Below are 24860 nucleotides of genomic sequence, written 5' to 3' on the forward strand. Positions count from 1 at the left end.
TTTAAACGAATAACAGCATGGTCTTGCCGAGTATGCCCAGCAAAAGTGTAACCTTTAATGTGGTAAGTAATTTGGCCGGGCCGGCTTTGGCGCACCAGTTAAGCCAGGCAGTTTCGCATCCCTGGGCGATCACGAGGTAAGCTTTGCACGACAAGCGCCAAACGACGGTGCCGAGCAACGTTAGGCCGGACCAGAACACGATGAATTCGGCTTGGCGGGGCGTTACCCCGAACACGTGTTCCAAAAAATGCTCGAACAACATCTCGACCACCTCAATGGCCAAGTGCACAATGTGCCATAGAAAGGGTAGCAAGGTGTCGCCAAATTTATACAAAAATATCAGGGTCAAGATTGCCATGGCAGGCTTGTTTTCAAACAGCCAGCGCCCGGTGTTAATGATGATTACTCTAAACCAGTGTGCCAATGCGTAGGCGTATTGCATGGTTCTCCTCCCTTTTAGAGTCTGCCGAAAAGCCCTTTCCCCTTTTCAGGGGGGGGCGCGTCCTTCGACCCGTTCAGGACGCCGGAATTTCAGGGCCGGGCTAATAACATCAGCCGGTATTACGCATACCTGCGGCAATCGCATTGATACTGCGCAACAAGGGTTTCATCCACGGACTGTCCGCGGGATTCTCGGTATTCATTTCCCGCAGCCGCCGGATCAAAAAAACCTGGATATAGTTTAGCGGCCCCAGATAAGCATCGCGGCGGTGCAGGGAGGCGGCCAAAGCCGGATTTTCCGCCAGCAAATGGTCAGTGTTGGCTATCTCCAGTATCCACTCCACGCAGCGTTGATGCTCGCCGGCTATCAGGTTGTAAACCCGTTTGCCGGTTTCCGGGTCGTTGCACAATTGCGCGTATTCGCGGGCGATGTTCATGTCGGATTTACTCAAAGCCATTTGCGCGTTACTCAGCAGGTTGCGGAAAAACGGCCAGTCGCGATACATCCGCCGCAGGGTTTCCAGGCGCTCCGGCTTGCCGGCGCACCAGCTGGCCAGGCTGAAACCGATGCCGTACCAAGCCGGAAACGTCTGCCGCGATTGCGCCCAGGCGAATACCCAGGCTATCGCTCGCACCGAGTTTTTCGAGCGATCCAGTTTTTTGCGGTGCGAAGGCCGCGAACCGATGTTCAAGCCGCCAATTTCGCCGACCGGGGTGGCTTCGTAGAAATAATCCAAAAAGCCGGGAGTGCGCTCGGTCAGGTCGCGATAACTTTGCTCGCCGATCCGCGCCAATTCGTCCATCACTGCCAGATCTTCCGCATGATCCGCCGGGACGGCTTGCACCAGGCTGACGCTGGCTTTCAGCAAGCCGGTAACGCCCATGGTTAATTCGTAGACCGCCGTTTCCATATTGTTATACCGATAAAACAGCACTTCGCCTTGCTCGGTAAATTTGATCTGGCCGCGCACGGTGTCGGGCGGCTGGGCCAGAATCGCTTCGTGAGTCGGGCCGCCGCCGCGACCGACAGTGCCGCCGCGGCCATGGAATAATCGGCATTTCAAACCGTAACGCTCGCTGATTGCAATAATTTGCCGTTGCGCGCGCGATAAGCCCCAGGCCGACGCCAGGATGCCGCCGTCTTTGCAGGAGTCCGAATAGCCCAGCATGATTTCCTGGCGGTCATCGCTGACCCGCAACAATTCCCGATAGCACTCGGTATCGAATAGCTGGGTCAGTACCTCGGAGATGCGATTTAAATCGTCGATGGTTTCAAACAAGGGGCTGACGCCGATATGGCAATGCCAATGCCCGCCGATTTTGCCGACCAGGCCGGCTTGCGCCGCCAGCAGCAAGACTTCCAAGACATGACTGGCCGAGTGGGTCATGGAAATTACGTATTTACCAAAGCAGTTCGGGCCTATTTCCCGGCGCATTTTCGCCATCACGGTAAACAACTCCAGGGTTTCGCGGTTGGCCGGCGTCAGCGCGGCGGCGTCGAACATCAAACCACCCGGTGCGGCAATCGCCTCTGCTAACAATGCTATGCGTTGCGCTTCGTCCAGCGCCAGGTAGTCAATGTTCAATGCGGTTGCCAGAATTTCCGCGACTGCTTCGCTGTGGCGAGTCGATTCTTGCCGCACGTCGAGTTGCATCAAGTGAAAGTCGAACACGTCGGCCAAGCGGATCAGATCGGCTAATTCCAGCTCGGCGATATTGGCGTCGCCGTGGCTGCGCAAGGATGCATCAATCAAGCGCAGATCGTGTAAAAACTCGGCCACGCTGGCATAGGCAAGGCGATTGGCTTGTTCCGCTTGGCCCTGTAACTGTTGTTGCACGCGCTGCAAGGTGGATTGCATGCGATATTTCATCAATATCAGTTTGTGCCGGTAAGGTTCCTGCAAATAAGGCTTTTCCAAGTCCGTGACTGCCGCGCCCAGCAGGGCGCGGTCGGCGTGCAGGCTGTCAATAAATTCCGGCGTCAAGTCACAAAGTCCATAAGAATGCGACAACTGGCCGCGCAATTGATCCAGGCGCGCCAAATATTCCTGCATGATGGTTTGCGCCTGCATGCGCAAGGCCAGTTCGGTGGTTTCCGGCTTGACATTTGGATTGCCGTCGCGGTCGCCGCCTATCCATGAGCCAAAACGCAGGAAGCTGGGGATGCGGATTTGGCCGGCAACGTCGGCGCCGAATACATCGCTAAGCGCCCGTTGCAAGTTCCGGTAAACCAAGGTGGTAGCCTGAAATAGCGATAGCGAAAAATAAAACAAACCGGCGTCGATTTCGTCGGCTACGCCCAGTTTACGGGCGCGCACTTCGTCGGTTTTTAACAGCAATTGAATCTGTGCTTGCAGTTTGTCCAAGGCCTCGCTGCGTTGCTGGCTGCGTAGGCGTGGATCGTCCAAGGCCTCCTGGCTAAGGAAGACATTGCGCAACGCGCTTTTGACTGTGCGGCGTTTGGCTTCGGTGGGGTGAGCGGTCATCACCGGCAAATACAGCATTTCGTCCAATAACACCTGTAATTTATCGGCACTGACGCCGCTGTCGCGTAGTTTAATCAGCGTGTCATGAAACGAGCCGGGCCAATAGCGGCCGGTCTGATTTTGTCGGCGCAACGTTAGGTTATGCGATTCTTCGGCGATATTGAGCAGGCTGAAATAGCCGTTAAACACCCGCACCACTTCGCCTATTTCTTCCGCATCCAGGCCTTCCAGAATCTCCATAAACTGGCGGCGGCGGTTGGCGCTGCCCTCTCGGAGCAAGCTGGCAAACTTGCGTTGCAACTGCGCGACGGCGGTGGCCACCTCCGGTTTGGCTTGGGCGGTGAGCACTTTAGTCAAGATCGAACCGAGCAGGCGTATCGAACTGCGTAATTCTTTGTCGTCGCCGTGAGCATCCGATAAGCGATCACTGAGGATTTGGCTGGCGCCGAGGTTATCCAATTCAAACGCCGACTTGTCATACTCCGCTAATGCGGCTCCGGTACTTGGCGCGATGTCTTCGCTGTGCAGTGCTTTTAGCTTTTGCATGTGCAGTTCTCAGGGTAGGTTAGGGTTGCGTGATAGCCTAGCGCAGCATTTTTATATTGTTAAATAGAATGTTTAGAATTAATTCATCGTAAATTCCTATACATTGAGCGCTATGGAACGTATCAACTACCAACATTTGTTTTATTTCTGGAATGTCGCGCGTGAAGAAAGCATCACTCGCGCTTGCGAGAAACTGCATTTGGCGCAACCGACCATCAGCGGCCAATTAGCGGTGTTGGAACAGCAAATCGGCGAAAAACTTTTTTATAAACAGGGCCGTAAACTGGTGCTCACCGACACCGGGCGGGTGGTATTTAATTACGCGGAAGAAATCTTTTCGCTGGGCCGAGAGTTAAGTAACACCTTAAAAGGCCGACCGACCGGCAGGGCTCTGCGTCTGGTGGTGGGCGTGGCGGATGCGTTACCGAAAATGGTGGTTTACCGCTTGCTGGCGCCGGCTTTTCGCTTACCGGAGTCGGTGCAGATTCTGTGTTACGAGGACAAAACCGAGCGGCTTTTGAGTGAGATGGTCATGCAAGGGATGGATATAGTCTTGTCCGATGCGCCGCTGACACCAACCAGTGGCGCCAAAGCGTTTAACCATCTGCTGGGCGAATGCGGGGTTACCGTGTTCGGCGCGCCGGCTTTGGCCGCGACCTATAGGCAAAATTTCCCGCGCTGCTTGAGTGGCGCACCGTTCCTGCTGCCCACCGCCAATACTTCGTTGCGGCGCTCGCTGGATCAATGGTTCGACGCCGAAAGCATCAGCCCGGCTATCCAGGCCGAAATTGAAGACAGCGCGTTGATCAAAACCTTTGGCAGTGGTGGCGTGGGTTTGTTTGTCGCACCGAGTAATGTCGAAGCCGAAATCCAAAGCCAATACGGCGTGGAAGCCATCGGCCGTATCGAGTCGGTGCATGAACGTTTTTACGCCATCACCATGCGCCGCAAACTCAAGCATCCGGCCGTGACCGCGATTTTGGAGAATGCGCGGGTTAAATTATTTCCGGAATGACAATCCTGAGAATGGTTCATCCGGTGTGGCATTTGCCACGAAAAACACCAAGCCAGTCTCTATGCCGCCGCTGCTCTTAAAATATGAGACAGCATCTTCAGGTCTGGATAAACTATTCCGGGTCTCTTATGGGCACTTGCCGCTGACATGAGCGAATTATCGCCGGCTATGATGTGCCGATTTTTACAGATAACTACGAATGCCTTGCTATCGTTGATCGGATTTTTGCCGTGAGGCCGGCAGGTAGATAAAACGATTGAGCGGGCATCAATCAAACCTTAAATTAATCTCTTGAAAACAAAATTAGCTTTCTTAATTCTTTCCCTATTCGTGGCTTTGGAGTCCGGCGTGAGTGCAGAAGAAACAAACGACAATGTTGAAATGCAGGTTCAGGCCTTGCTGGCGCAAATGAGCCTGGAAGAAAAAGTCGGACAGATGACGCAGATCGACTTTAGCGTGGTTTCGGTCTTGAATGGCGAGGTAGCCGATAATCCTATCGATCAGGCCAAACTGGAAGACGCAATCTTGAACCGGCATATCGGTTCAATACTCAACACGCCCACCACACCGAACAACCAAACTCAGCCCATCGAAAAATGGCGGCGGATGACCCAAGCGATACGCGACGTGGCGGCAAAAAGCCGGCTGAAAATTCCGGTGCTGTACGGTATCGACGCGATTCATGGTGCAACTTACACCGAAAACGCAGTGCTGTTTCCGCAAGCCATCAGCATGGCGGCGACGTTTAATCCGGATTTAGCTTTCAAGGAAGGCGAAGTGACCGCGCGGGAAGTCAAGGCGTCGGGTTTGGATTGGAATTTCATGCCGGTGATGGACATCGGCCGGCAACCGTTGTGGCCGCGCTTGTGGGAAACTTATGGTGAGGACGTACATTTGGCGGTGACCATGGGCAGTGCCTACATCCATGGTCATCACGGCGACGACTTTGCGGACGCCGACAAGGCGCCAACTTGCTTGAAACATTACGTCGGCTACAGCTATCCCTTGAACGGCAAGGACCGCACCCCGGCCTGGATAGGCGAACGAGCCTTGCGCGAATATTTTCTGCCGGGCTTCGAAGCGGGCGTGAAAGCCGGAGCGCCGACGGTGATGGTCAATTCCGCCGAGGTGGACGGCATTCCCGGCCACGTCAATCATTACTACCTGAACACTATTTTGCGCGGCGAGATGGGTTTTAAAGGCTTCACCGTCTCCGATTGGGCGGACATCAGCCGTTTATATACCCGCGACAAACTGGCGGCCTCGCCGCGCGAAGCGGTGAAGATGGCGGTCATGGCCGGTATCGATATGAGCATGGTGCCGTTCGATTATTCGTTCTACGACTTGCTGCTGGATTTAGCTAAAACCGGCGAAGTGCCGATGAGTCGTATCGACGAAGCGGTCTCCCGTATTTTGCGCGTGAAGTATCAAAGCGGCTTGTTCGACAGGCACGAACCGGCGCTGGCCGTGGAAGGCAATTTTCTGACGGAAGACGCGGTTGCCGCGAATCGGCAAGCGGCGCGGGAAGCCATCATTCTGGCGAAAAATGACCAGCATATTCTGCCCTTTAGCAAGCAGGCCAGCATTCTAGTCACCGGGCCGACAGCGAACTTGTTGAGCGTGATGAACGGTGGCTGGACCATCACCTGGCAGGGTGCTGCCGAACATTTATATCCAAAAGACAAGCCCACTTTGTTACAAGCCATTCAGCAGAAGACCACGGGCAAAGTGACGTACGTGGGTGGTAAAAATTTCAGCGACGAAATCAATATCGAGCAGGCGGTAACGCAAGCCCGGCAACACGATGTGGTGATTTTGGCGCTGGGCGAAAAAACCTATACCGAAACCGAAGGCAATATCGAATCCCTGCATTTGGACCCGGTACAGTTGCAACTGGCCAGAGCGATCTTCGAAATCGGCAAGCCGGTGGTTTTAGTCACGTTCGGCGGCCGGCCGCGCATCATTACCGAAATTGCCAACAAGGCGCAGGCGGTGGTGTTGGGCTTTCTGCCCGGCATGGAAGGCGGGGCGGCGATGGCCGATATTTTATTCGGCGACACCAATCCCAGCGGCAAATTGCCGATTTCCTATCCGCTGGATGTTAACGATATTGTGATGTACGATCACAAGCCGATAGAGGCGTTTGAGAGCAATCAATATCGGCCTTTGTATCCGTTTGGGCACGGTTTGAGTTACACCACATTTCAGACCAGCGGCCTGCGCTTGAGTAAAGACAATATTGCCATGGGCGAGAATATCGACGTGACGGTTAAGGTGAAAAATACCGGTGCGCTGACCGGTAAGGAAACCGTCATGGTGTATTTGCACGATGTCGCAGCCTCGGTATCACGGCCGTTAAAGCAGCTAAAGGCGTTTAAAAAAGTCGAGTTAAAACCCGGTGCGGAGCAGACCTTGCAATTTATCTTAACCCCGCGGGATATGTCTTTCATCGGCGTGGATATGCGGCGCATCGTCGAGCCGGGCGAGTTTGAGGTGATGGTCGGTAACGAGACCGCACGTTTTCAGGTCGTCAAACCCTAAAATTTAGCTGGAATAACTCATGCAGGATCAACAACACCTGGGTAGACAGTCATATACGGGCTCATTAGCTATTCTGACTTCGCTATTTTTTATTTGGGGATTTATCACCTGTCTTAACGACATCCTGATCCCGCATTTGAAGGCGGTGTTTACGCTGAGTTACACCCAGGCGATGCTGATCCAGTTTTGTTTCTTTACCGCTTACTTTCTGATGTCGGTGCCCAGCGGCTATCTGGTGGAAAAAATCGATTACAAGGGCGGCATCATCGTCGGTTTGGCGATTGCCGGTGGCGGTTGTTTGCTGTTTTATCCGGCGGCGGGTTTGCATTCCTATCCCTTATTTTTGGCGGCGTTTTTTGTATTGGCGTCCGGGATTACCTTGCTACAGGTTTCTGCCAACCCTTACGTGACGGTGTTGGGCGATCCGCACACTGCGTCCAGTCGTTTAACCTTGACGCAGGCGTTTAACTCCTTGGGTACCACGCTGGCGCCGTATTTTGGCGCATTGTTTATTTTGTCGAATGCGGTGAAAAGCGCCGAGGAAATAAAGCTGCTCGACGCCGAGCAATTGTCTGCGTATCAGGCCGCGGAAGCGGCGGCGGTGCAGAATCCGTATTTATGTCTCGCGGCAGTCTTGTTTTTCATGGCGGCAGTGTTTGCGATGTTGAAGTTGCCTAAGATTAACCAGCAAGCCGAGGCAACCGGCCCAAATGCAGTGGATGGCAGCGCCTGGCACTATTCGCATCTGTTGTTGGGTGCGGTGGCGATTTTTGTTTACGTCGGCGGTGAAGTGTCGATTGGCAGCTTTCTGGTTAATTTTCTGGGCGAGCCGCATATAGCCGGTTTGGCTGAGCAGGAGGCCGGCAAATACGTGTCGTTTTACTGGGGCGGGGCGATGGTCGGCCGGTTTATTGGGTCGGCGGTGATGCAGAAAATCCATCCCGGCAAAGTGTTGGCCTTTAACGCTTTGGCGGCGGCTGGTTTGGTGTTGGCGACGATGTTGGGCAGCGGCACACTGGCTATGCTTACTATTCTGGCGGTGGGTTTGTGCAATTCCATCATGTTTCCCACCATCTTTTCGCTGGCTTTGACCGGCTTGGGCAGGCATACCGGCCAAGGCTCCGGCATACTCTGCGCCGCCATCGTCGGCGGGGCTATTTTACCGTTGCTGCAAGGGGCGTTTGCTGATCGTATCGGTATACAGCACGCCTTTTTTATCCCTGCTCTTTGCTACTTGTATATCGCTTATTACGGTTATCGCTGTCGCCGGTTGTAGATAAAAACGCGCTTTTAACCTTTCAAGAATTTTGCCCGATTCGGCGATTGCATGATCAAGTTCGGGATAGCCGATAGCGGCAGTTCGCCGTCGGTGCCGCCCAGTTTCACTGCTTCTTTGGGCATGCCGTAAACCACGCAGCTGGCTTCGTCTTGAGCGACGCACAGCGCGCCAGTATCGTGCAATTCCTTCATGCCGTGGGCGCCGTCGTCGCCCATGCCGGTCATGATTATGCCCAGTACGTTTTTGCCGGCAGCTTGCGCGGCCGAGCGGAACAACACATCCACCGACGGCCGATGGCGGCTGACTAAGGGACCATCCTTGATTTCCACCCGGTATTGGGCGCCGCTGCGGCGCAACAGCATGTGTTTGCCGCCCGGCGCAATCAAAGCCAGACCGGGAATGACCCGGTCGTTTTGCTCGGCCTCTTTAACTGTAATTTGGCACAGGCTGTCCAGCCGTTTGGCAAACGCGGCGGTAAATGCCTCCGGCATGTGCTGAACAATGACGATACCCGGCGTGGTACGGGGTAATCGCGTCAATACGTATTCCAGAGCCTGGGTGCCGCCGGTTGATGTGCCAATGGCGACGACGCGGTCGGTGGTTTCCGTCATCGAGATCAGGCTGGTCGGGGAAATGACGGCATCGGCGGTTAATTTCGGGCTGCCATCCAGAGGTTTGCCGCTTGGAGCCGCTGATTTTCGCAGTCTGGCATGTGAGGCACCTTTAATCGCATCCGCCAGCAGGGTTTTCGAATCTTGCAGAAAGCCCTTCAGGTTGACGGTTGGTTTGGTGATGATGTCGACGGCACCGGCACTCATGGCCTGCATCGTCACTTCCGCGCCCTTGGCTGTGAGCGTCGAACAGATCACGACCGGCGTGGGATGTTCGTGCATTAGCTTCTTAAGGAACGTGATGCCGTCCATGCGCGGCATTTCAATGTCCAGGATGATGACATCCGGCCAGTCTTTTTCCATGCGGGTCAGGGCAAAGATGGGATCCGGCGCGGCGCCGATCACTTTGACGCCAGGCAGGCTATCGAGCAATCCGGTTAATACCTGCCGGACCACGGCGGAGTCGTCGACAATAAATACTTTTGTGTCTGTCATAGTGTTGCCTGTTAATGGTCTTGGATGATTTACCAGAATTCGGCACTGCTTCTGGATTTTTCATGTTCGTCGATATTTTTCTTCCAGTAGCGGCGCTCTTCATTTTCAAGAGACAGTTGCTGATTGTGGTCGATTTTTTTGATAAACACCGAATAATCAGTACCGACGAAATGGACGTTTCTGCCGATATTGCCGCCTAGACAGGCACTAAGCATAGGAATGTTTTCTTTTTTTAAAAACTCTTTGATGAATAAAACATTCACGTCGCCCACGGTTTCCTTGCGGTTTTTGTCCTCTCGCAGTTTTAATACGTTGCCGCCGCCGAAGCATTTGGCTTGTAGATTGAGCCGGTTGGCGCCCAGTTTCATCATTTCGTTGATCAGCAATTCCATCGCATAAATGCCGTAACGGCCCTCTTCGGATTCGATGATAGGCATGTTTTTGGAGTAGGAACGATAAGCCAGCAAAAAATGATTCATGCCAAATACCCGATTGATTGGGTCATATAGGCAGGCAGCCACGCACGAGCCCAATAGTGTTGAAATGACTTCCGGCTGGCGGGAGGCATAGAATTCGCCCGGATCGATGACGATACGCTGGGTATCTCGGAAGGGCAGGATTTTCATGGTTTCCGGTAGATAGAAGGCTTCAGCATTTGTAACTGTTCGGTGACCCGGTGCAGGCTTTCCGAATGACTGATGATGAAATGTCCGCCAGGCTTTAGCGCGGTAATCAGTCGTTCGACGACCTGCTTTTTGGTGTCTTGGTCAAAATAGATTAGAACATTACGCAGAAAAATTACGTCGAACCTCCCCAATGTATGCGGCAGTGAACTCATCAAATTAACCTGATCAAATTTGACGCGGCTGCGTAGTTTGTTGTCCACACGAAAAAAACCTTCCTGGCTGCGCACGCCGCGTAAACAATATTTTTCCAATAGGCGTTTGTCCATATGGTCCAGCCTATCCAGTGGATAGACGCCATGACGGGCAACTTCCAGCACTCGCGTGCTCAAATCGGAGCCGAAAATCTCCCAATTGCGCGTGCCTAGGTTCTCCGCTAATACCATTGCCAGAGTATAGGCTTCTTCTCCTGTCGAACTAGCCGCGCTCCAAACCCTAAAATGCTCGCCGCGCCAGGTCTTAAGAATGTGCTGTTGAAAAAATTCGAAGTGCTTTGGCTCCCGAAAAAAATACGTTTCATTGGTGGTCAGAATGTTGACCAGCGTTTGAAATTCATGGGGGTAATCGGGACTGACAGCCAGTTGGTAGTATTCCCCGTAATGTTCTAGCTGGTAATAATCGAGCCTTTTGGCCAGCCGGCTGGCTACCATGACTTTCTTTTCCGGCGTCAGAGCGATGCCGGCATGGTCGTAAATCAAACGTCTGAAGCGTTCGAATTCTTCGGTTGTGATCGGGGCAATAGTAATAAAACCGTCTCCGTTAGTAAGGATATGCGACGTAATTATGTCAGTAAATAATTACAGGAAGTGCTGAGAACTTAACATTAACGAAAAACCTAAGATGGTAGTGGGTTGAATGCAAATTTAAAACTCTCTACTATCTTTAACATACCCAAAACCCAGACGGAATTCCCATGCTTCGAAAACCTTATCCTGTAGCCAAGAGCCCCGGTCCACTTGGTTTTTATCTGTTAACGGTGGGGTTGGGTGTGACAGGTGGATTGTTGGCTTGCGTGCAAACCGGTTTCAGTTTGATCAGCTTGGGAGCTACTGCCGGGCTTGGTTTTGCCGGCGTCCTGATTGGGTCTACTTTGTACAATAAACAGCAAACCGCGCTGAATGAAGCTAATAACGCCTGGCGTGGCGACGAAGATTTAAAACTGCAAGAGCTTGAAGCATACGCCATTGAGCTGGAGCGGTTGTTTCTGCAAGTAGTGCCCATTTTGCTCAGACAAGTACAAACATCCAGAACGCATACCGAACAGGAAATCACCGTCCTGACCAGCCGTTTCGCCGCTATGGTTAATCAATTGGAGAGACTGATTTCCGGCGGTGCGCAGAATCGTCAAGGTCGTAGCGTGGATGTGTTATTCGGCGAAACCCGGGATGCTTTGACGGCGGTGTTAAAAGTTTTAAGTGAAATCCAGGACGTTGAGCATGCGGTAGTCGACGAGGTTCGTAAATTGTCCGCACATACCGGTCAACTGGACACGATGGCGCAGGAAGTGCGCAAGGTCGCTGAACAAATCAATTTACTGGCGCTGAATGCGGCTATCGAAGCCGCCCGGGCAGGCGAAAATGGCCGGGGTTTTGCGGTTGTTGCCGACGAAGTCCGTAAACTGGCCGGATTTTCGTCTTCCACCGGGGAAAAAATCAGCCACGCCATTGCCGATATCAACAAAGCCATGGCCTCGACGTTGAAAATGTCCGAGGCATCCGGCTCTTCCGATGACAAAGCGATCCGCGATGCCGAACACGCCATCCGCACCGCTCTGGACGATTTGCGGGTGGCTTTGGATATGTTCAGAAACGATGCGGATCAGTTACGCGGCAACAGCGCGCAAATTCGCGACGAGATTTTCTCGGTGTTGACGGCGTTCCAGTTTCAGGATCGGGTCAGCCAAATGCTGTCGCATGTCGAACATAATCTAAACAGCCTGCAAACTGCGGTAGATGCCACGCGCAGCAGCGGCGAGCGCCAAGCAAATAGCTTGGATGTCGGCGCCACATTGTCGAGAATGGAGCTTAGTTACACGATGCCGGAAGAGTTGTTGAATCACTCTTCAAGTGCGGCGGTCAGTCACCAAAGTACTTCCGCCAACGATGAGATTACATTTTTCTAAATTTGATGAAGGATTGACTAATGGCTAAAACCATCATGATTGTTGATGACTCGGCATCCATTCGACAGGTTGTCGGCATTGCCCTTAAGGGCGCCGGCTACGATGTGATTGAGGCCTGCGACGGCAGGGATGCACTGAGTAAATTAACCGGACAAAAAATCAATTTGATCATTACCGATGTGAATATGCCAAATATGGACGGCATAACCTTTGTGACGGAAGCCAAAAAACTCCCGGCTTACAAATTCACTCCGATGATGATGCTGACTACCGAAGCCGCCGACGATAAAAAACAGGCTGGCAAGGCGGCAGGCGCGAAAGCCTGGCTGACCAAACCGTTTCAAGCCCCCACTTTACTCGACGCGGTGTCCAAATTGGTGTTGCCTTAAAAACAACTCCATTGCACAAGGGGAGAAAACCTTGGCTATCCACCTAAAACAACAAAAAAAGGGTGTCACCCATCTAGCCATTCAGGGTGAATTGACCATCTACTCGGTGCTGGAACACAAACAAGCACTATCCCCGTATCTAAGCTCGGCTAAAGACGTGCAAATCGATCTTGCCGATGTCACTGAAATCGATAGCGCCGGTGTGCAACTGCTGATGTTTCTGAAGCAGGAAGCCGTCAGCCGCGATATCCGCTTTAGTCTTATTCAGCATAGCGAGGCGGTCGTTGAAGTGCTGGAGCTGCTTAACCTGAGTAAGCATTTCGGCGACCCTATCGTAATCTCCGCAGATTGGAAAACATCATGAGCGAATTAGATGCGGCCTTAACGGTTTTCGCCCAAGAGGCTGAAGAGTTGTTAACGGATATGGAAGACGCTTTGTTGTCTCTGGAGAGTAAACCGGACGATAGCGAAACCATCAACAGTTTATTCAGGGCCATGCATACCATCAAAGGCTCTTCCGGATTGTTTGGTTTTAACGCCATTGTCGGCTTTACCCATGAAGCGGAGTCGGTCCTGGATAAAGTGCGTAACGGCGAACGCGGCATCGACGCGGAATTGATTTCTGTCTTGTTGGACAGCAAGGATCACACGGCTAAATTGATCGAACATTGTTTGACACAGAAAGACGCCGAGTTACCGGCAAGCTTGGCGGCGGACGGAGAGCGTTTGATTCGGCAATTGACCGGCCGGCAAACGACCGACATGCAGCAAAGCGACGATAGCGTCCAGCTGGAAATTGAAGGCGGCGGTGAAATATCGGTGGACGATAACTGGCTAATTTCTCTAGAGTTTCAGAAAGATGCCTTCAGAAACGGCATGGACCCCTTGTCGTTTATTCGCTATCTGCGCACCTTGGGTGAGATTAAACAGATTCTTACTGTAGCCCCGGAAATGCCGGTCGGTGACGACATGGACCCGGAAAGCTGCTATTTGCATTTCAAAATTGCTTTTCAGAGTGATGCGAATAAACAGACGATAGAGGCGGTATTTGATTTTGCCTCGGACGATTGCGATATCAAAATTTTGCCGCCTAATTCCAAACTAGAGGAATATCTAAATCTGTTGAATGCTCAGGATGACAATCATGTTAAGCGCTTGGGCGATATGCTGGTGCAGGTCGGCGCCCTGACTCAAAACGATGTCAATCATGCCTTGCAACGCCAGCAGGCGAGTGTTGATGCGGAACAGGTAGCCCCCAGCAAACCGTTGGGCGAAATACTGGTCGAGCAACACGTCGTACAGCAGCCATTGGTCGATCAAGCGCTGAAAAAACAGGAGCAGACCAAACAAAAACTGGCAAGCGAAGCCAATTACATTAGGGTCGATGCCACCAAACTCGGCCATTTGATCAATTTGGTCGGTGAGCTGGTGATTTCCAGTGCGGCGATGAATTTGATCGTTGAGCGGCATGGCCTCAGCGATGCCGGCGATGTGGCCGCCAGCATGAATGCCTTAGTCGGCAGTATTCGCGATACCGCATTGGAATTGCGCATGGTGCAAATCGGCGAAACCTTTTCCCGGTTTAAACGGGTGGTGCGCGACGTTAGTAAAGAATTGAATAAAGACATCGAACTTTTTATCAGTGGCGGCGAAACCGAGTTGGATAAAACGGTCGTCGAAAAAATCAACGATCCATTAACGCATTTGATCCGCAACGCCCTCGATCACGGCATTGAAAGTCCCGAGCAGCGGCTCGCCGTTGGTAAGCCGGCACAAGGAACGGTGCAACTCAATGCCTACCACGAATCCGGGCATATCGTGATTCAAATCGCCGATGACGGCGCTGGTTTGAACAGCGAGCGAATACTCGCCAAAGCACTAGCCAACGGTTTGATTAAACCCGATCACGATTTGTCCCAACAAGACATTCACAATCTGATATTCGCCGCCGGACTTAGCACCAAGGATCAAGCCACCAATTTATCCGGGCGCGGTGTCGGCATGGATGTGGTGAAAAAAAATATCGAAGCCTTACGCGGCTCCGTCGAGATAGACAGCGTAGAAGGCGAGGGCACCACCATTTCCATACGCTTACCGCTGACCCTGGCGATTATCGATGGTTTTATGGTCGGTACCGGTCAGGACCGCTACATCATCCCTCTAAGTATGGTAGACGAATGCATCGAGATGAATGCCAACGAATGCGAGATTGATGAATTACAGCATTACATTAATTTACGCGGCCAGGTTTTACCGTATTTGCGTTTAGCGGATTACTTTCGGAACGGTTCCCAAGATACCACTAGGAAGCGTGAGAGCGTGGTGGTGGTCAAATTCGGGCAAAGCAAAGCCGGGTTTGTTGTCGATGAATTGCATGGCGAGCATCAAACTGTCATCAAGCCTTTGGGCAGGGTTTTCGAAAAACTTAAAGGTATTACCGGCGCTACTGTGTTGGGCGACGGTAATGTAGCTTTAATTTTAGATGTGCAGGGTCTGATTGACTCGGCAACCAGTTTTAAGCACCGAAAAGTGCCGATTTATGAACAGTGAACTGTCCCCTTTAAGACCGTAGATTCTATTTTTGCCAGTGAAAGGCTGCACTTTTGTCGGGAGAATTCCCCGTTACTTGAAGGCACTCTGTTCCGGCTTTAATTTATAAGGAATAAAAAAATGAAAATGACCGTGGTAAGAAAAATGATTTTACTGGTCGTGGTGGCCATTATTGGTTTGGCGGCTGTTGCCTGGATAGGCCAACGCAGTATGACCAGTGTCTACGAAAAAACAAATTTTGCTAATTTGAAGACCGTACCGGCGCTCTCGGCCCTCGGTGATGCCGGCCAGCGCCTCGGACGTTTGCGGGTTAGGGTCTATCGGCATGTATTGACCGAGGATATGGCTGAAAAGGCAAAAGTCGAAGCGACCATTAAAGAAGCGCAGGACGGTATTGAGAAGGCGTTTGCACTGGTGGATAAAACGGTCGACGAGGGCAAAGACCGCAAGTTGTTCGAGGAAATGACAAAAACCTATAAGGAGTATGGGTTGTCTATCGATAAAATTATCGAGGTCTCTCGAAAAAATAATGATGCCGATAGTCGAGCGGTGCTGACAGCGGGTGCGCCAATCGCTGAGGAGTTCAACAGCAAAATCGATAGTTTCCAAGAATATGTCATTGAAGAGGGCAAAAAGTCTGCTGACGAAGCGGCGGCTGAAAAGGAAAGCGCAACCTTTATAGTGAATGTGATCAGTGCATCGATCTTGATATTCACGGGGATTCTGGGCTGGGTAATTACTCGCGGCATTATTCTGCCCTTGAATGAACTGCAACGGGTGGTAGACGCCCTTGCGCAAGGAGAATTTAGTACCGCCATTAATATCAATCGTGAAGACGAAATCGGCGTGGTTGCCAACGCCTTGAAAGACATGCGCGGACATTTGGTCAGAGTGGTGCAGGAAGTGCGTTCCAATTCAGAGGCCTTGTTGAGCGCATCGCAGCAAGTTAGTGCCACGGCGCAATCGATGAGTCAAATGGCCACCGAGCAAGCGGCAAGCGTGGAAGAAACGACTTCGTCGATTGAACAACTTAATTCGTCGGTACAACAAAATACCGAAAACGCGCATATCACGGAACAAATGGCCACCAAATCTGCCAGCGAAGCCCGCGATGGCGGTAATGCCGTAAACGAAACGGTAACGGCCATGAAACACATCGCCAAAAAAATTGGTTTAATCGAAGACATTGCTTACAAAACAAACCTGCTATCGTTAAACGCCGCCATCGAGGCCGCGTCCGCCGGTGAGCACGGAAAAGGTTTTGCGGTGGTAGCGGCAGAAGTGCGTAAGTTGGCGGAAAGTAGTCGGGTCACCGCCGAAGAGATCAATGAATTGGCCACTAATAGCGTGGCGATAGCTGAGAAAGCCGGTGGTTTGATCAGCGCAGTGGTGCCTAATATCGCTAAAACCGCCGATTTGGTTCAAGAAATTAATGCCGCGTCGATCGAACAATCCAGTGGCATCAATCAGATCAACGAAGCCATGCGCCAATTGGATAAGGCTACCCAGCAAAACGCCGCCAGTTCAGAAGAATTAGCAGCGACCTCAGAAGAATTAAATGGCCAAGCGACCCAACTGCAGCACGCCGTGGCCTTCTTTAAATTGGAGGAGGACAGCAGAGCGCAAAATTACAGATCGACTCCGCCTGCACCTCGCCCAAATAGAGGTCCGGTAAGTCCCAGCTATGCTGCTAAGCCAGCGGCTCCGGCTTTAGCGGATGGGTCGATTAATTTTAACGACAAAGACTTTGAGCGCTTTTAATCTCTGGAGAACAGACCATGAGTAATCTGATTCGGAGAGAAACCGGCCAGGCAGTGGCGGTTCAGGAACAGGTAGGCCAATACCTGACTTTTTTAGTGGGGACAGAAAGTTTTGCAGTCAGTATTCTGGATGTAAAGGAAATTATTGAGATTGCCAACGTGACGCGGGTACCGTTGACGCCGGACTATATTCACGGAGTGATCAATTTGCGCGGCAGTGTGGTACCGGTTGTCGATTTATCGGCACGTTTAAGCCGGCGTTGCACTGAAGTCAGTAAGCGCAGTTGCATCGTCTTGGTGGCGGTTGAAACGAATGACGGTTCGCAATTGATAGGCATGTTGGTGGACGAAGTCAGGGAGATTTTAGAGATCCCGCCCGCCAACATTCAGCCGGCTCCTGATTTTGGTACTGATATTCGTACCGACTTTATTCAGGCTATGGCACGTGTCGACGACGTGTTTGTTATTCTGTTGGCGATGAATCGCGTTCTATCACTTGACGAATTGTCGCTACTTGGAGATTTGGCTCACTCCCAGGAGCGGCTGGCCACTGTGGCTGACTAAGTAAAGTAAGTCGATTAACCGAACAAAAGGTATTAGTATCATCATTCGGTTGTAAGACACGTGTCCGAACGATACTCGGGGAGAGTATGCATATATTCTCCCATTAGCCTATCCTCTTCTCGTATGTGTACCAACACCCACCGGGTGACGAATGCTTTGATAGCAGCCGGTTGCCAATGTCTATCGAAAATTGTTTCGGAAATTTCGTTCAGCTTTTCCAGCATCTGATTATGAGCGGATATATGTTGAACATAACCCGGGTATCGGCATTGTTTCATTAGCTGTTCTTCCGCTTCGAAATGCTCACGAACATGCTGATAAAACAGCATGAACAAATGCGTCAATGCCTCGCTGCTACCGGCTTCAACAATTTTGTTGGCCAGTTCGAACAGGTGCTGGTGTTGGGCGTCCACGGTTGCGTGGCCGATCTTGTAGTCATCTAGCCAGATAAACTCGCTCATAATTGGCTCCCTTCGTTATTTAAATGAACTCTTTGGTTCAATATAGTGACTTGCCGGATTTCTGCTCCTGTTGGCTGGCGAAGTAGGCATTAATCGCTGCGTCTTCCGCCACTATATGAGCAATCCAGTCGTGCATGAAGCCCGGCACATCAAGTGCCTCCAGTTGTTGCTGGTTGATGTCATTACTAAACTCCACCAATTTTTCCAGCATCAGATTATGCGTTTGCACATGATGTTGATATTCCGGATAACCGTTTTGCTTCATGAAGACTTCTTCAGCTTGAAAATGTTCCCTGACATGGTGGTACAGCAACATGATGTTCTCGGTTAGCGCGTGAATATCCTTCGAAGCTAGCAGTCGGTTTGCCAGACGGAATAATTCTTTGTGTTGTTGATCAACCTTTTCGTTTCCGAGCAGATAATGATTTTCCCAAACGAATTGGTTCATGTAGTTACCGTAATATCTTTTCGTGTTATTGCATCTTAAAAAAGCCGACTTCCCGCATTAGCGTTTGGCTTTGATCGTTTAACTCTTCCGCGGTGGCGGCCAATTGCTCTGAAGCTGCCGCGTTATGCTGAATCGCCGTGTCCAACTGTCCTACCGCTTGACTGATTTGCCGGACGCCGGCAGCCTGTTCGTCGGATGCGGTAGCTATTTCCTGTACAAGCGTAGCGGTTTTTTGAATGCTTGGCAGCATTTGGCTGAAGATACGGCCGGCGTTTAGGGCGATGTCCAGGCCGGTATTGGCTAGTTCGCCGATTTCGTTGGCGGTATCCTGGCTGCGGGTTGCCAACTTTCGCACCTCGGTCGCTACCACCGAGAAACCGGCGCCGTGTTCGCCCGCTTTGGCGGCGACGATCGAAGCGTTTAATGACAGCAAGTTGGTTTGGTAGGCAATCGCTTCGATTAGGCCGATTTTTTCGGCGATTTTGTTCATCGCCTCCACGGTGTCTCTGATCGCTTGTTCACCGCTTTGCGCCGATTCGGCGGCGGTAAGCGCTATTTTTTCCGTAGTCTGGGCATTCTCGTGGTTGTGTTCCACCGACCCGGTCAATTGTTCCAGTGCGGCGCTGGTTTGTTCGATACTGGCCGCTTGTTCGCAGCTGCTTTGACTGAGTGTTTGCGCGGCATTATTGACTTCAGTAGAGGCTTGAGCGATTTGCGCCGAACAGCTGCCGATAGTGCCGATTACATCGGCCAGACGTTTTTGCATGGTCAACATTGCGGCAAAAATGCCGACATGTTGCTCCGCTTGCGGCATGCCGCGCCGTTCCAGTTTCCCGGCGGCGATATTGACCGCCAGATTATTGACCTGCCACGGTTCTCCGCCCAACTGAGCGGCTATGTCCTTACGCAGTATCCAAAATAGCGAAAAAGACAACCCCGCTACCACAATAATAAACACGCCGTTGAACAACAATCGGCGACTGGCGCTGTTTTCAATCGCCTTGGACGAGTCTATGGTGTCTTTGGCGATATAGTTTTCCACGTCTTTCAACAGATTGATCTTGCCGGTTTGCATGGCAAACCAGTGGGCCGGGTCTACCCCAAAACCGCCTTTATCGGCATTGCTCAGAGCTTTGCTGCGCATCGCCGCCGTTTCGTCAATAAACTGTCCGCGCAACGTGTGTTGTAAAAAATCCAGGTACTGCTGGGGGGCGACAGAGGCGAAAATATCCAGATAAGTATTCTGAAAAGCGATCAGGGTCACCAGTTTTTCATACATGCCGGGGCCAAAAGCGTCCTTGGCAAAAGTGTTCGCCAACACGGCCCGCTCCACGCCCGCTTGCTCCTTGCCTTTCAGAAAATTGGCATAGGCATCCAGCTTGTGATTGATTTCTACATTGGTGCTCAATTGCGGCAACTGGGCGATGATGGCCAGATAGGCGGCATTTAGATTGGAATAGTAATTGATGGTAACTTCGCCGCTGGCGCTTAAAGCGGTGACCGACTGGCGAGTCTCGTCGAGTTGGTCGATTTGCCGGTCTACCGCAGCCAAACCAGCCGCCAGATTGGTGGCGGCGGCTTTGGTGTCGAATGCTTTGAGAAAAGCATTCAGTTGTTTCAGTTTTTCGTCGGTGGCTAAGCGTTGTTGCTCCAGTTCTTGTTTAAATTTCTGGCCGCCACTACCCAAATGCCCGACCGACAAGCCGCGTTCTTTTTGTAATTCATGCACCAGATCGCTGGCGTACACGGAAAAGTTGGCTAAGGAGATAATCTTTGCCGCTGACTGCATCTCCACAATATGGGTGTAGACCACGAAGGAGGCCATTAGCAGTAAGCCTGCTAAGGGTATCAGCGATAGGGCCGCTATTTTGTGGCTGAATTTAACGGTTTTCAGGTCAAGCATGTCCACTCCCGGCGACTATTCATATGCTCAAGCATAGTCCAGGGTGCTTATACCTGCTACGTGTAAGGTTGAAGGAAACGGGCCGATTGCATTGCAAAAAATTCGAACAATCGACCCAATTTGCCTAGCGATATTTAGAACAAACCGCTGATCACGCCGTCGTCGCTAATATCGATACGCTCGGCGGCCGGTACTTTGGGTAAGCCGGGCATCGTCATCATGTCACCGGCAATCGCCACGATGAAGCCGGCGCCGTTAGCCAGACGTACTTCATTGATTTCCACCGTATGGTCGGACGGCGCGCCCTTGGCATTGGGGTTGGTGGAAAACGACATTTGGGTTTTCGCCATGCAGACCGGGAAATGACCGTAGTTGGCTTGCAGCGCCTTCAACTCGGCGCGAATTTTCGGGCTGGCGCTGATGTTTGCCGCGCCGTATAGCTTGGTGGCGATGGCTTCGATCTTATTCCACAGCGGCAGTTCGCTGTCGTAAACGTAGCTAAAGCCGGGTTCGCGATGATCGACGATGTTCAGTATCTCCTGAGCCAGCTGTTCCGCGCCGGCACCTCCGTGGGCCCAGTGCTTGGCGACTACGCATTTCACGCCCAACGCTTCGCATTTCTGCTGCAACAAGGCAATTTCGGCGTCGGTGTCGAAGGTGAAATGATTGATACTGACCACGCAGGGCAGGCCGTAATGCTGGGTAATGTTATGCAGATGGCGCTCCAGATTGGCAAAACCTTGTTCCAGTGCCGCCAGGTTTTCCTGGTTCAAATCGTCTTTAGCCACGCCGCCGTGGAATTTCAAAGCGCGTACCGTGGCGACCAATACCACCGCCGAGGGCTTTAAACCCGACATCCGGCATTTGATGTCCAGAAATTTTTCCGCGCCCAAGTCGGCACCAAAGCCGGCTTCGGTGACCGCATAATCGGCCAGCTTCAACGCGGTTTTGGTGGCGGTGACGGTGTTGCAACCGTGGGCGATGTTGGCAAACGGGCCACCATGAATAATCGCCAGATTGTTTTCCAGGGTTTGCACCAGGTTGGGTTTGATCGCGTCTTTTAAGATCGCCGCCATCGCGCCATGCGCTTTCAGATCGCTGGCGTAAACCGGCGTGACTTTGTCGGATTTGTAGCCTATGACGATGCGGCCCAAACGCTCTTTCAAATCGGCGCGGCTGGTCGCCAGACACAGAATCGCCATCACTTCCGAGGCGACGACGATGTCGAAGCCGTCTTCGCGCAAATAGCCGTTGGCCGGCCCGCCTTGGCCTATGGTGATTTTGCGCAACGCCCGGTCGTTCATGTCGATTACCCGCTTCCATTGGATGCGGCGCGGGTCGATGTCCAGTTTGTTGCCGTGATTGATATGGTTATCAATCAACGCCGACAATAAATTGTGCGCCACACCGATGGCGTGAAAGTCGCCGGTAAAATGCAGATTGATGTCTTCCATCGGCACCACTTGCGCGTAACCGCCGCCGGCCGCGCCGCCTTTTACACCGAAGCAAGGGCCCAGCGAAGGTTCGCGCAGGCAGATAATGGTTTTTTTACCCAACCTGTTCAAGGCATCGCCTAGACCTACCGTGGTGGTGGTTTTACCTTCGCCGGCCGGCGTAGGGCTGATGGCGGTGACTAAAATCAGTTTGCCGTCGGTTTTATCGGTCAGGCTGTTGACATATTCCAGGGAAATCTTGGCTTTGTAATGACCGTAAGGGTCCAGATGTGCGGCGGGAATGCCGAATTTTTCGCCGGCCAAATCAATAATCGGGCGCATGCTTGCCTGTTGGGCAATTTCAATGTCAGACATGGTAGTTCCTAAAATACTCTGAGAAATGTGGCAATAAAGCAGAGCAGCCGGCGGCTGCGATGGGCGGATATTGTAGAGTTCTAAGGCTGGGGCAGCCAGAAATTTAATGGGGAAAAGCCGGCAAGGCTTTACGGGTAAGGCGCTGCCGGCTTTTCGGCGACTGAGGTCGTCGCGCCGGACAACCTATCGCAATAAAGGGTAACGCTGTTTAGTAAGTAATGACTTCGCTGCCTTTACCGACCAAAACCACATCCGCGTCGCGGATCGCAAACAGACCGTTGGTGATCACGCCGGGGATATTGTTGATGGTTTTTTCCAACTCGATAGGGTCCAGGATGCTCAAATTATGCACGTCCAGAATCTCGCAACCGTTGTCGGTGATGTAGCTGGCGCCGGTATCTTTGTTCATGCGTAATTCAGGTTGGCCGCCCAATTTAGCCAATTGGCGAGCCACGAAGCTGCGCGACAAGGGCAATACTTCGACGGGCAACGGAAACTTGCCCATCACGTCCACGCACTTGCTTTCGTCAACGATGCAGACAAATTTTTTGCTGGCGCCGGCGATGATTTTCTCGCGGGTCAACGCGCCGCCGCCGCCTTTCAACATTTTTTTATGCGGCGTGACTTCGTCCGCGCCGTCTACGTAAATGTCCAGATCGCCGGATTGATTCAGTTCGATGACGCGAATGCCGATGGATTGCAAATGTTCGGTGGTTTTCGCCGAGCTGGATACAGCGCCTTCGATGTCTCTTTTGAAATCGCAGTCGGCCAACAAATTAATTAAATGGGTGACGGTGGAGCCGGTACCCATGCCGATGATGGGTACGTTTTTCAAATAGTGCAGCGCAGCCTGAGCGACTTGTTTTTTTAATTCGTCTTGAGTCATGGTGATGGTCCTGATGGATTGCTCTTATAAATCTGACACGGCGTTTAACCCGTCATTGTGTGGGATAATAACCGATTGACGCTGATCTCTCAGCTGTTTTTACGCCGAACCGGCTCCAGGCAGCCTCGCCTAAACAACCCCGGAACCCACGCATGGACGGCAAGTGCGCCAGCAGTTGCCGAGGACAATAATGCAGACATACATAGAAAAGATATTGCGGGCAAAAGTCTACGACGTTGCCGAGGAAACCCCATTGGATTTTGCCGCTACGCTGTCGGAGAAAATCAACAACAAGGTGTATCTGAAACGCGAAGATTTACAGCCGGTATTCTCGTTTAAATTGCGCGGTGCCTATAACAAAATCGCCTCCCTGACACCGGAACAAACCGCGCACGGCGTCATCGCCGCGTCGGCCGGCAATCATGCGCAAGGTGTGGCCTTGGCGGCCAAAAAACTGGGCATCAAAGCCCTGATCGTGATGCCGAAAACCACCCCGGAAATCAAGATCAAATCAGTAAAGGCACGCGGCGCGAAAATCGTGCTGCACGGCGACTCCTACGACGATGCTTATGCCCATGCCATGGAATTGGTCGCGGAAAAAGGCATGACGTTTATCCATCCTTACGACGACCCGGAAGTGATAGCCGGGCAGGGAACAGTAGGCATGGAAATTCTGCGCCAACACAACGGCGATATTCACGCGATATTCGTTCCGGTCGGCGGTGGCGGACTGGTGGCCGGTATCGCCGCTTACGTCAAATTCGTGCGCCCGGATATTAAAGTCATTGCAGTGGAGCCCGACGACGCCGATTGTTTGAATCAAGCTTTAAAAGCCGGCCAGCGGGTGATATTGGAGCAGGTCGGTTTGTTTGCCGACGGCGTGGCCGTCAAGCAGGTTGGCGAGGAACCGTTCCGCATCGCCCGTGAGCACGTCGATCAGGTCATCACCGTCAGTACCGACGAGATTTGCGCGGCGATTAAAGACATCTTTGACGATACCCGCTCGGTCGCCGAGCCGGCCGGCGCCCTGGCGGTGGCGGGTTTGAAAAAATACGCCGAACAACACCATCTACAACAACACACCCTGATTGCCATCGACAGCGGTGCCAATATCAATTTCGACCGCTTGCGCTATGTCGCCGAGCGCACGCTGGTAGGCGAGCATAGAGAAATTCTGCTGGCCGTCGAAATACCGGAAGTGCCGGGCAGTTTTTTGCGATTTTGCAAAGTCATCGGCAAGCGCAGCATCACCGAGTTCAATTATCGCTATTTCGACGCGCGCATGGCGCAAGTGTTTGTAGGGATCAGCAGCAGCGGCGCGGAAAATGACCGCCAGCATCTGATCGAGCAATTGACCGTAGACGGTTTTTCGGTCACCGATATGACCGGCAACGAACTGGCCAAGGATCATATCCGTTATATGGTTGGAGGGCATGCGCCATTCGAGTTGAAGGAGAGCGTCTACAGCATCCAGTTTCCCGAGCGTCCCGGCGCGCTGCTGAAGTTTTTGTTGTCGCTGGGTAGCCAGTGGAATATCAGTTTGTTTCATTACCGCAATCATGGCGCCGCCTTCGGTAAAGTGTTGATAGGCTTGCAGATTGACGGTGAGCAACGCGGGCGTTTTGAACAATGTTTGTCGGTTTTAGGACTTGCCTATCGGGATGAGACCGGTAATCCAGCCTATCGACTGTTTGTGGGCGGTAGCGAATCTGCTGACATCGGCTGCTAAGCTTTTCCACTCCCGTTTAGCTTCCCAATCTTAGGGTCTATTTAAAAAATCTCCCCCAGCCCCTCTTTTTCAAAGAGGGGCGAGTAACTTCGCAATTCGGTGCACTCAGAATTGCCGGGCCTTATTTCCCACTAAATCCTTAA

General features: G+C 52.2%; 20 protein-coding genes. 10 read left to right on the top strand and 10 right to left on the bottom strand.

The window, feature by feature from the left end; translation table 11 throughout:
- Window position 1: 1 nt before the first annotated feature.
- Both ACWAU0_RS15485 and ppc read right to left on the bottom strand, forming a co-directional pair.
- Complete coding sequence (locus tag ACWAU0_RS15485) at window positions 2-442, bottom strand: hypothetical protein (RefSeq protein ID WP_033156668.1); 441 nt, start codon at window positions 440-442, stop codon at window positions 2-4.
- 109 nt (window positions 443-551) lie between these two features.
- A complete protein-coding gene (gene ppc / locus ACWAU0_RS15490; RefSeq protein WP_033156667.1) occupies window positions 552-3473 on the bottom strand; it encodes a phosphoenolpyruvate carboxylase in 2922 nt (973 codons plus the stop codon).
- A 112-nt stretch (window positions 3474-3585) separates the two neighbouring features.
- Between ppc and nhaR the strand changes: the two genes are divergently transcribed.
- The 3 genes from nhaR (at window position 3586) to fucP (ending at window position 8305) form a co-directional block, all read left to right on the top strand.
- Entirely contained in the window at window positions 3586-4488 is a 903-nt protein-coding gene (gene nhaR / locus ACWAU0_RS15495; RefSeq protein WP_319961397.1) for a transcriptional activator NhaR, read from the top strand.
- Between the two features lie 348 nt (window positions 4489-4836).
- Entirely contained in the window at window positions 4837-7029 is a 2193-nt protein-coding gene (locus tag ACWAU0_RS15500) for a glycoside hydrolase family 3 N-terminal domain-containing protein (RefSeq protein ID WP_458137183.1), read from the top strand.
- Window positions 7030-7048: 19 nt separating this feature from the next.
- Window positions 7049-8305, top strand: a complete 1257-nt coding sequence (fucP, locus tag ACWAU0_RS15505; protein ID WP_458137184.1) for an L-fucose:H+ symporter permease — start codon at window positions 7049-7051, stop codon at window positions 8303-8305.
- A gap of 14 nt (window positions 8306-8319) precedes the next feature.
- Here the strand turns inward: fucP and ACWAU0_RS15510 are convergent, their stop codons facing one another.
- The 3 genes from ACWAU0_RS15510 to ACWAU0_RS15520 are packed head-to-tail and all read right to left on the bottom strand — an operon-like array spanning window position 8320 to window position 10882.
- Complete coding sequence (locus tag ACWAU0_RS15510; RefSeq protein WP_205453998.1) at window positions 8320-9414, bottom strand: protein-glutamate methylesterase/protein-glutamine glutaminase; 1095 nt, start codon at window positions 9412-9414, stop codon at window positions 8320-8322.
- Window positions 9415-9443: 29 nt separating this feature from the next.
- Entirely contained in the window at window positions 9444-10040 is a 597-nt protein-coding gene (locus ACWAU0_RS15515; protein ID WP_033156662.1) for a chemotaxis protein CheD, read from the bottom strand.
- A complete protein-coding gene (locus tag ACWAU0_RS15520; protein WP_308441645.1) occupies window positions 10037-10882 on the bottom strand; it encodes a CheR family methyltransferase in 846 nt (281 codons plus the stop codon). The genes ACWAU0_RS15515 and ACWAU0_RS15520 overlap by 4 nt, the downstream gene beginning before the upstream one ends.
- A 512-nt stretch (window positions 10883-11394) precedes the next feature.
- Between ACWAU0_RS15520 and ACWAU0_RS15525 the strand changes: the two genes are divergently transcribed.
- From ACWAU0_RS15525 to ACWAU0_RS15550, 6 genes are all read left to right on the top strand, one after another.
- Window positions 11395-12219, top strand: coding sequence for a methyl-accepting chemotaxis protein (locus ACWAU0_RS15525; RefSeq protein ID WP_373276521.1), 825 nt, complete (start codon window positions 11395-11397; stop codon window positions 12217-12219).
- A 20-nt stretch (window positions 12220-12239) separates the two neighbouring features.
- Window positions 12240-12608, top strand: coding sequence for a response regulator (locus ACWAU0_RS15530; protein ID WP_033156659.1), 369 nt, complete (start codon window positions 12240-12242; stop codon window positions 12606-12608).
- A 31-nt stretch (window positions 12609-12639) separates the two neighbouring features.
- Window positions 12640-12972, top strand: coding sequence for an STAS domain-containing protein (locus ACWAU0_RS15535; protein ID WP_033156658.1), 333 nt, complete (start codon window positions 12640-12642; stop codon window positions 12970-12972).
- Window positions 12969-15158, top strand: coding sequence for a chemotaxis protein CheA (locus ACWAU0_RS15540; protein WP_458137185.1), 2190 nt, complete (start codon window positions 12969-12971; stop codon window positions 15156-15158). Before ACWAU0_RS15535 ends, ACWAU0_RS15540 begins: the two co-directional genes overlap by 4 nt.
- A 120-nt stretch (window positions 15159-15278) precedes the next feature.
- A complete protein-coding gene (locus ACWAU0_RS15545) occupies window positions 15279-16919 on the top strand; it encodes a methyl-accepting chemotaxis protein (RefSeq protein WP_458137186.1) in 1641 nt (546 codons plus the stop codon).
- A gap of 17 nt (window positions 16920-16936) precedes the next feature.
- On the top strand, window positions 16937-17482 hold the full coding sequence (locus ACWAU0_RS15550; protein ID WP_458137187.1) for a chemotaxis protein CheW: 546 nt from the start codon (window positions 16937-16939) through the stop codon (window positions 17480-17482).
- Between the two features lie 41 nt (window positions 17483-17523).
- Here ACWAU0_RS15550 and ACWAU0_RS15555 read toward each other — a convergent pair whose 3' ends face one another.
- The 5 genes from ACWAU0_RS15555 to rpiA all read right to left on the bottom strand — a co-directional run bounded on the left by ACWAU0_RS15555 (window position 17524) and on the right by rpiA (window position 22988).
- Window positions 17524-17943, bottom strand: a complete 420-nt coding sequence (locus ACWAU0_RS15555) for a bacteriohemerythrin (protein ID WP_026601065.1) — start codon at window positions 17941-17943, stop codon at window positions 17524-17526.
- Between the two features lie 37 nt (window positions 17944-17980).
- Window positions 17981-18391, bottom strand: coding sequence for a bacteriohemerythrin (locus ACWAU0_RS15560; protein ID WP_458137188.1), 411 nt, complete (start codon window positions 18389-18391; stop codon window positions 17981-17983).
- 25 nt (window positions 18392-18416) lie between these two features.
- Window positions 18417-20294: a methyl-accepting chemotaxis protein gene (locus ACWAU0_RS15565; protein ID WP_458137189.1), complete on the bottom strand. Its 1878-nt coding sequence runs from the start codon at window positions 20292-20294 to the stop codon at window positions 18417-18419.
- A gap of 134 nt (window positions 20295-20428) precedes the next feature.
- Window positions 20429-22102, bottom strand: a complete 1674-nt coding sequence (locus ACWAU0_RS15570; protein ID WP_033156653.1) for a formate--tetrahydrofolate ligase — start codon at window positions 22100-22102, stop codon at window positions 20429-20431.
- Between the two features lie 208 nt (window positions 22103-22310).
- Window positions 22311-22988, bottom strand: a complete 678-nt coding sequence (gene rpiA, locus ACWAU0_RS15575) for a ribose-5-phosphate isomerase RpiA (RefSeq protein WP_458137190.1) — start codon at window positions 22986-22988, stop codon at window positions 22311-22313.
- Between the two features lie 190 nt (window positions 22989-23178).
- Between rpiA and ilvA the strand changes: the two genes are divergently transcribed.
- Window positions 23179-24717 (top strand): threonine ammonia-lyase, biosynthetic, encoded by a 1539-nt coding sequence (gene ilvA / locus ACWAU0_RS15580; RefSeq protein WP_458137191.1) that lies wholly within the window; start codon window positions 23179-23181, stop codon window positions 24715-24717.
- The last annotated feature ends 143 nt before the right edge of the window (window positions 24718-24860 follow it).

This window comes from Methylomonas sp. Uni0009, assembly GCF_054188105.3.

Coding starts and splice junctions, on each gene's coding strand:
- ACWAU0_RS15555 (WP_026601065.1), bottom strand. CDS start 17,943: ATGAGCGAGTTTATCTGGCTAGATGACTACAAGATCGGCCACGCAACC.
- ACWAU0_RS15510 (WP_205453998.1), bottom strand. CDS start 9,414: ATGACAGACACAAAAGTATTTATTGTCGACGACTCCGCCGTGGTCCGG.
- rpiA (WP_458137190.1), bottom strand. CDS start 22,988: ATGACTCAAGACGAATTAAAAAAACAAGTCGCTCAGGCTGCGCTGCAC.
- ACWAU0_RS15550 (WP_458137187.1), top strand. CDS start 16,937: ATGAGTAATCTGATTCGGAGAGAAACCGGCCAGGCAGTGGCGGTTCAG.
- ACWAU0_RS15515 (WP_033156662.1), bottom strand. CDS start 10,040: ATGAAAATCCTGCCCTTCCGAGATACCCAGCGTATCGTCATCGATCCG.
- ACWAU0_RS15540 (WP_458137185.1), top strand. CDS start 12,969: ATGAGCGAATTAGATGCGGCCTTAACGGTTTTCGCCCAAGAGGCTGAA.
- ppc (WP_033156667.1), bottom strand. CDS start 3,473: ATGCAAAAGCTAAAAGCACTGCACAGCGAAGACATCGCGCCAAGTACC.
- nhaR (WP_319961397.1), top strand. CDS start 3,586: ATGGAACGTATCAACTACCAACATTTGTTTTATTTCTGGAATGTCGCG.
- fucP (WP_458137184.1), top strand. CDS start 7,049: ATGCAGGATCAACAACACCTGGGTAGACAGTCATATACGGGCTCATTA.
- ACWAU0_RS15545 (WP_458137186.1), top strand. CDS start 15,279: ATGAAAATGACCGTGGTAAGAAAAATGATTTTACTGGTCGTGGTGGCC.
- ACWAU0_RS15565 (WP_458137189.1), bottom strand. CDS start 20,294: ATGCTTGACCTGAAAACCGTTAAATTCAGCCACAAAATAGCGGCCCTA.
- ACWAU0_RS15530 (WP_033156659.1), top strand. CDS start 12,240: ATGGCTAAAACCATCATGATTGTTGATGACTCGGCATCCATTCGACAG.
- ACWAU0_RS15525 (WP_373276521.1), top strand. CDS start 11,395: ATGGTTAATCAATTGGAGAGACTGATTTCCGGCGGTGCGCAGAATCGT.
- ACWAU0_RS15570 (WP_033156653.1), bottom strand. CDS start 22,102: ATGTCTGACATTGAAATTGCCCAACAGGCAAGCATGCGCCCGATTATT.
- ACWAU0_RS15560 (WP_458137188.1), bottom strand. CDS start 18,391: ATGAACCAATTCGTTTGGGAAAATCATTATCTGCTCGGAAACGAAAAG.
- ACWAU0_RS15485 (WP_033156668.1), bottom strand. CDS start 442: ATGCAATACGCCTACGCATTGGCACACTGGTTTAGAGTAATCATCATT.
- ilvA (WP_458137191.1), top strand. CDS start 23,179: ATGCAGACATACATAGAAAAGATATTGCGGGCAAAAGTCTACGACGTT.